The sequence below is a fragment of the Mesorhizobium sp. M7A.F.Ca.US.002.01.1.1 genome, assembly GCF_004022955.1.
GTDB lineage: Bacteria > Pseudomonadota > Alphaproteobacteria > Rhizobiales > Rhizobiaceae > Mesorhizobium > Mesorhizobium ciceri.
Map to the genome: position 1 here is coordinate 1 of NZ_RZQE01000318.1, position 6,938 is coordinate 6,938.

Annotated in this window: 6 protein-coding genes; 3 read left to right on the forward strand and 3 right to left on the reverse strand. The window is 60.1% G+C overall.

Annotated features, from left to right (window positions below; genetic code table 11):
* Nucleotides 1-603, reverse strand: a 603-nt coding sequence (locus EN932_RS24925) for a TetR/AcrR family transcriptional regulator (protein WP_164890609.1), incomplete at its 3' end; no start/stop codon positions are given.
* A 71-nt stretch (nucleotides 604-674) separates the two neighbouring features.
* Entirely contained in the window at nucleotides 675-959 is a 285-nt protein-coding gene (locus EN932_RS24930; protein WP_063173625.1) for an acylphosphatase, read from the reverse strand.
* Nucleotides 960-1,134: 175 nt separating this feature from the next.
* Here EN932_RS24930 and EN932_RS24935 point away from each other — a divergent pair, with 175 nt between their 5' ends.
* Entirely contained in the window at nucleotides 1,135-2,127 is a 993-nt protein-coding gene (locus EN932_RS24935; protein ID WP_127370254.1) for a helix-turn-helix domain-containing GNAT family N-acetyltransferase, read from the forward strand.
* A 35-nt stretch (nucleotides 2,128-2,162) separates the two neighbouring features.
* Here the strand turns inward: EN932_RS24935 and EN932_RS24940 are convergent, their stop codons facing one another.
* The gene (locus EN932_RS24940; RefSeq protein ID WP_127385715.1) at nucleotides 2,163-3,275 is read right to left on the reverse strand and encodes a pyridoxal phosphate-dependent aminotransferase; all 1,113 of its coding nucleotides are present in this window, start codon (nucleotides 3,273-3,275) and stop codon (nucleotides 2,163-2,165) included.
* Nucleotides 3,276-3,392: 117 nt separating this feature from the next.
* Between EN932_RS24940 and EN932_RS24945 the strand changes: the two genes are divergently transcribed.
* Entirely contained in the window at nucleotides 3,393-5,066 is a 1,674-nt protein-coding gene (locus EN932_RS24945) for a sulfotransferase (RefSeq protein WP_127369673.1), read from the forward strand.
* Between the two features lie 255 nt (nucleotides 5,067-5,321).
* Nucleotides 5,322-6,938: sulfotransferase (locus EN932_RS24950; RefSeq protein WP_164890610.1), on the forward strand; the 1,617-nt coding region annotated here is incomplete at its 3' end.

Here is a 6,938-nt window from a genome sequence, read left to right on the forward strand (position 1 = left end):
GTAGGCGTCGATCTTCGCGCCGACGAGCCGCATTGTCATTGAAAGATATGTTGTGGTCACTTCGCCGATCGACAGCCGTTCGCCCGGCCGAAACCAGACGATGACGCCGGTCATCATCTGGATCAGCGCCATGGCGGTCAGTCCGGTGTCGTCGATGCTGAAGGCGCCCGTCTCGGCGCCGTCGCGCAGGATGGTGCGCAGCTCCTTCTCGTAGGCAGTGCGCATGCGCAGGATCTGCGTCAGCCTTTCCGGCGACAGGCTGCGCAATTCCATGTTCGACACATGCGTGGCGTGCCGTCGCTCGATGTGGAAAGTGATGTGGTTTTCGACATAGGCCGAAAGCCGCTGCACGGGATCCGCATTAACCGGGCGAGCTGTTTCCCACGCTTCGGTCAAACCTTCCATGTGCTCGCGCATCAGCATGAACAGAAGCTCTTCCTTGGTCGGAAAGTAGCGGTAGAGCGCGGCCGCCTGTACGCCGACCTCGGCTGCGAGCTGTCGCATCGACATCGCCTCGTAGCCAAAACGCGCGATCAGATTGACCGCCGCCTCACGAATGGTCGCTTCGGTCTTTTCGCCATCAGACCCGGCGGTGCGTGCCATGTCAGCTCCTCTGCGGAGCAATAATAAAACGAACGTTTAATTAATTCAAGGCGCTCAATCCAAATCCGCCTTCATGCCACGATCCTGAACCCAACAGAGGCGTTGTCTGCCTCCAACTCCTCGACGTCGACCTTGGAAACCAAAGCCCCGGCCGGCCCTTTCCAGAGGCGCTCGATCATTGTCGAGACCGCCTCATCGAGGCCTGCGATCTCGGCCGTTACGGACCCGTCCGCTTCATTGCAAACCCAGCCCGCAAGACCAAGGCCCGTGGCCTCATCCCGGGCCCAGGCTCTGAAGCCGACGCCTTGCACGTTACCGTAGACGCGTGCGTGCACTTTCCTGCGATGACCAGCCATGAATCTCTCCAAGCCTGTCTCGTTTTGAATCTGGCGCACGACCTGAGGAATGCAACCTGCGCGCGGACGCAATAGCTGGGCCTTCCGGCTTTAGCTGGCCTTCTGGCCTTGAATTTAATTGACTCAGTCCACTAATTTAGGAAAATGGAACTGCTTTATTAGGAGCTGGCCGCAAATGTTGGACGAACGCAACGCATTGGTGGCCGATGTCCGGCGCTTCAATCGCTTCTACACGCGCACTGTCGGCCTTCTCGACGAGACGCTGACACAAAGTGCATTCACTTTGACCGAGGCGCGCGTGCTGTTCGAACTGGGTCACCGCAGCAACCCGGCTTCCGCCGAAATCGCCGGCGAGCGAGGTTTCCTGGTTGGTGCTTTTCGGCTGGAGAATGGCCCGGCGGCCTCCGAAATATCGAGACAGTTGCGTGTCGATGCCGCCTATCTGACGCGGATCCTGCGCAAGTTCGCGGGCCAGGGGCTGACCGAGGCCAGAACGGACCCGGCTGACCGGCGCCGAAGGGTCCTCTCGCTGACCGCAAGGGGCGAGGCAGCGCTTGCCAGGCTGCAGGCGGCGGCCGATCGGGATACGGCGCGGCTGATCGAAAGCGTACCCGACGACAGGTTGCATGAACTGCGCAGCGCCTTGCGCAAGGCGGGGGAATTGCTGGGTGATCCCACCCGTGAAAGCGGTGAGGTGACGTTGCGGCCGCACCGCGTCGGCGATGTCGGCTGGGTCGTGCAGCGCCAGGCCCAACTTTATGCCGAGGAATATGGCTGGACGATCGAGTTCGAGGCCATGCTCGCCGAGATCGGCGCCGATTTCATTCGCAATTTCGTGCCCGGCCGCGATTTCTGCTGGATCGCCGAGCGCGGTGGTCAGCCGGTCGGCGCGGTGTTCCTGGTTCATCAGGATGACAAGGTGGCCAAGCTGAGAATGCTGCATGTCGAGGCGTCGGCGCGCGGCTTCGGCATCGGCAAACGACTGGTGGCGGAATGCGTGAACCAGGCCCGGGCTTGCGGCTACACCAAGCTGGTTCTGTGGACCAACGACATCCTCGTTGCGGCGCGCGCGATCTACGAACGTGCCGGCTTCAGGCTGGTCTCGCAGGAGCACCACCGCAGCTTCGGCAAGGATCTGACCGGCCAGACCTGGGAAATGGATTTGTAGGCGGCTTTTGCTGCCGGTTGCGCGCCAGCGGTATCCTAATTGCCCCGCGCTGCCGCCAAAGCACCGGGAAGTTCCTCGGCAAAAATGTCGAGCTCGTGATCGAGGCCGACGCTGACGCGGATGCAGCGGTCGAGCCGTGGCACCATCGGCTTGCGGATGAAGACGTCGCGTGACAGCAGGGCTTGCAGAAGTTTCAGCGCGAAGGCGCCATCGCCGCAGCAATCGATGGTGACGAAATTGGTCGCCGACGCCAGTGGCTTCAGCCCGTTCGCCTCGGCAATGCCGGCGATGCGTCGGCGGCCGGCCGCGACCCGCGCCACCACGCTTTGCAGATAGTCCTGATCGGCGAGCGCCTCGACGCCGGCGATCTGCGCCATGCGGCTGACGCCGTAATGGTTGCGGATCTTCTCGAAGTCGCGGATCACCTGGGCCTCGGCGATCGCATAGCCGCAGCGTATGCCCGCCAGCCCGTACGCCTTCGAGAAGGTTCGCATGCGGATGACGTTTGGCCTGGAGATATCGATCGGCGGCAGCGCCGAGGCCGGCCCGAGTTCGCCATAGGCCTCGTCGAGCACCAGCATGGTGGTTTCCGGCAGCGCCTCGATGAAGCGGATGATCTCGCTCGCCTCCCACCAACTGCCCATCGGATTGTCGGGGTTGGAGAGATAGACCAGCGGGGCCTTGTCCCTGCGCACCGCCGCCAGCAGGCCATCCAGGCTTTCCCGGTCGTTCTCGTAAGGGACCGTCACCAGTCGTCCGCCGACACCGGCGATGTGGAAGTTGAAGGTCGGATAAGCGCCGAGCGATGTGACCACAGCATCGCCGGGCGCCACATACATGCGTGCCACCAGAGCGAGCAGGCCATCTATGCCTTCGCCGACAACGACGTTCTCTGCTTTTACGCCGTGATGCGCGGCTACCGCCACCTTCAGATCGTGATTGTCGGGATCGCAATACATCCACATGTCGCCGGCGATCTCGGCCATGCGGGCGATGACGCGTGGCGAGGGACCAAAGCTGCTCTCATTGGCGCCGATGCGGGCGCGAAAAGCGCGGCCACGCTCGCGCTCCTGCGCTTCGGGGCCGACAAACGGCACCGTCGAGGGAAGCGCTGCGATGAGCGGCATGAGGGGAGGGCGCTGATGCATGGTGGAAGCTCGCTTGAAAGGGCCTTCTTGCTAGCGCGCCGGATGGGTCGGTGCAAGTTGCCGCTGGGCAGATCCGTAACGCTGGATTCTTTCGGCCGCTTTTGCTAGCGAGACGTGATGAACAACCGTCTGCCGCCTGCTTGGTCAAAGCACATCAAGCCCGGACCCGCGCCGAAAGCGAAGGGGCCGATACTCAAGCCGACAATGAGCCAAGAAAACGCTCAATCGCGAGCGCAGGCCGACGAAGCGCTGCTGAACCAGGCCTATGCCCTTCAGCAGGCCCAGCGGCTCGACGAGGCCCAGGATCTGTGCCTTCGGGTGCTGGCGCGCACGCCAAACCATCCGCTCGCTCTGTATATCCTGGGGACCCTATACCAGCGTTACGATGACGAGATGGCCTTGCGGTATTTCGCGCGGGCGGTCGGCGAGGAACCTAAAAACCCCTACTACCACCTCAGCCTGGGCGAGGCCTATGCGAAGGTCAGCGAATATTCGCCAGCCATCAGGCATATGCTGTATGCTTTGGAACTGCAGCCCGGCCTTATCGAGGTGCTTTGTGCCCTGGGGCACGCCTACACCAAGTTTGACAAACCCGGCATGGCTTTGCCGCTCTACGAGAAGGCGCTCAAGATCAACCGCGATCATCCCAAAGTGCGGGCGGGGCTGGCCAGTGCGCTCAGCGGCCTGGGGCGCATGGATGAGGCCGCCGCCTGTCTGAAAGAAGCAATCGGACGTCGCATCGACGTGCCGACTGCCTACAACGACCTTGTGCAGACGAAAAAATTCACCGAAGAGCCGGAGGAACTCCAATCCATCCTGCGTGAACTCGGCAATCCCAAGCTTGATCCGGACAGTGCTTACAAGCTCCATCACGCTGCCGGCAAGGTGCTGAACGACCTCAAGCGCTACAGTGAGGCATTCGACCATTTCAACAGGGCGAAACGGGCCTCCGGCTACATCTTCGATATCAATCTGTATCGCCGCTGGATCGACTCCCTGATTGAAACCTTCACGCCGGACTTTCTGGCGGCCAGGGCCGGCTATGGAAATCCTTCCGAAGTGCCTGTGTTCGTGGTCGGCATGCCGCGGTCGGGCACAACGCTCACGGAACAGATCTGCGCCAGCCATCCCGATGTTCAAGGGGCAGGCGAGCTTAACAAATTGAGGCGGGTCGCCAATGCAATCGGCCTTAAAACCTCATCGGCTGGCGATTTGAGCCGGCCGGCCATGTCGGTCACGCAAGACCTGTCCAGAACGCTGGCGGAAGAGCATCTGTCCTACCTTAGGGAGTGGGCGCCTGCCGCGCTTCGCGTGGTCGACAAGATGCCGCACAATTTTGAAATGATCGGCCTTATCGGTCTTCTCTTTCCCAACGCGCGCATCATTCATTGCCGCCGTGACGCCATCGACAATTGCGTCTCTTGCTTTGTCCAGACCTTCAACAAAGGACACAGCTACAATACTGATTTGCGGATACTGGGTCTGTACTATCGTGAGTATGACCGACTGATGCGCCATTGGAACGAGGTTTTTCCAGGCCTTATATTCGAAAATCGCTACGAAACGCTGGTCGAGGATCAGGAGGCGCAGTCACGCCGCCTCATAGATTACCTTGGGCTGCCCTGGGATGACGCCTGCCTGCGTTTTTTCGACAGGGATGGTTCGGTCAACACGCCCAGCCGCTGGCAGGTCCGCCAACCGATCTACAAATCGTCCGTCAAGCGCTGGAAGAATTATGAAGGCGAGATCCAGCCACTCATCGATGCTTTGGGCGACTTGGCGGACGCGTAATTCAAACGAGTCTGGCGTGCCTCTCATGCGCGCACGCCTCCTCGATTTTGGTTGGCACTGCTGAGCTGAAGAAGCGCAGGGATGCGCGTGATTCCGCCCCCGATGGTCCCAAACGCAGTCGCTCGGTTGGTCGATTATTTTCTACGGGTCGACCCTCGAAGCGCTTGGTCGCCAACGCGCCGGCCGCAGTGTCCGAAGCTGCCTATGAGGCCAGATCTGGTGGATTCAACTGGTTTTTTTTGGTAGCTAGGGACCATGAACAGCCGCCTGCCGCCCGCTTGGTCCAAACACCTGAAAACTCGGTCCGGACCGCAAATCCCGCAGTCGAAAATCGTGCAGCCCAGGGCGGCCTCTCTGTCGCACGTCCAAGCCGACGACGCACTGCTCAGGCAGGCCTTCAACCTTCAGCAGGCAGATCGGTTGGCGGAGGCAGAGGCGCTATGTCAGCGCGTTTTGGCGCGCAATCCCCGACATCCTCTTGCTTTGTATTTGTTGGGCACCTTTGCGCTCGATCTGGATGACGAGATGGCCATTCGCTGTTTTGAGAGGGCCGTGAGGGAAGCACCTCAAAATCCGCACTATCACCTGACGCTGGGTGAAACCTATTTGAAGGTCGGCGAACATTCCGATGCGATCCGCCATCTTGAGGTTGCCTGCCAGCTGAAAGGCGACTGGGTTGAAGCGCTTTGCGCACTTGGGCGCGCCTACACCGAATTCGGCAAGGCCGATCTTGCGGTGCCGCTTTATGAGAAAGCGCTTGAAATCGACAGCGGCCGTTCCGCCATTCGAATGGGACTGGCCAATGCGCTTGTAAGCCTGGGCCGGATGGACGAGGCGGCGGGATATATGAAGGAGGCGATCAGTCACCGTCAGGATATCGCGGCCGCCTACAACGGCCTGGCCAGCATCCGAAAATTCTCTGAAGAGCCGGCGGAATTGAAATCCATTCTGACCGAGTTGAAAAATCCGGGACTCGACAGGAAAAGCATACAGCAGTTCCACCATGCGGCCGGGAAGATACTGAACGATATCAGGCGCTACGACGACGCGATCGGCCATTTCCGCCAGGCAAAGGAACTTTCAACCCGCCGCTTCGGTATGGAGTCCTATCGGCGCAGCGTCGATTTCATGATAGAACTGTTCGATCCCCGGATGCTGGCCGCCAAGGCAGGTCATGGAAGCACATCGGACGTGCCTGTTTTCGTGCTTGGCATGCCGCGTTCCGGCACCACTTTGACCGAGCAGATCCTTGCTAGCCATCCCGACGTCCATGGAGCCGGTGAGCTGACAAAGGTTCGGCGCATCACCAACAGGCTGGCGCCGAAAACACGCTCGCCGGAGGAATTCCGAAAATCCGTCCTGGATATGACAGTTGATCAGTCGAAGTCCCTGGCCGATGAATATCTCACCCATATCAGGCAACGATCGCCCGACGCGCTGCGGGTAGTGGACAAGCTGCCGCATAATTTTGAGCTTATCGGCCTTATAAGGATCTTGTTCCCCAAGGCACAAATCATTCACTGCCGTCGCGATGCCATCGACAATTGCATCTCGTGCTATTTCCTGAGTTTCAACGAGGACAATATCTACAACGCCGATCTCCATACACTCGGACTATATTATCGCGAGTACGACCGGCTTATGCGGCATTGGGACAAGGTGTTTCCAGGGCAAATCCTGCAGAACCGCTATGAGGACATGGTCTCTGACCAGGAAGGCCAATCGCGCCGCCTGATCGACCATCTGGGACTGCCCTGGGACGACGCCTGCCTGCGATTCTTTGACAAGGGCGGCGCGGTGAACACGTTCAGCCGCTGGCAGGTTCGACAACCGATCTACAGCTCGTCCGTCAGTCGCTGGAAGAATTATGGC

What these genes read in the sequence shown, in the direction of transcription:
- EN932_RS24940 (WP_127385715.1), bottom strand. Translation starts at nt 3,275, where the DNA reads ATGCATCAGCGCCCTCCCCTCATGCCGCTCATCGCAGCGCTTCCCTCG.
- EN932_RS24935 (WP_127370254.1), top strand. Translation starts at nt 1,135, where the DNA reads ATGTTGGACGAACGCAACGCATTGGTGGCCGATGTCCGGCGCTTCAAT.
- EN932_RS24945 (WP_127369673.1), top strand. Translation starts at nt 3,393, where the DNA reads ATGAACAACCGTCTGCCGCCTGCTTGGTCAAAGCACATCAAGCCCGGA.
- EN932_RS24930 (WP_063173625.1), bottom strand. Translation starts at nt 959, where the DNA reads ATGGCTGGTCATCGCAGGAAAGTGCACGCACGCGTCTACGGTAACGTG.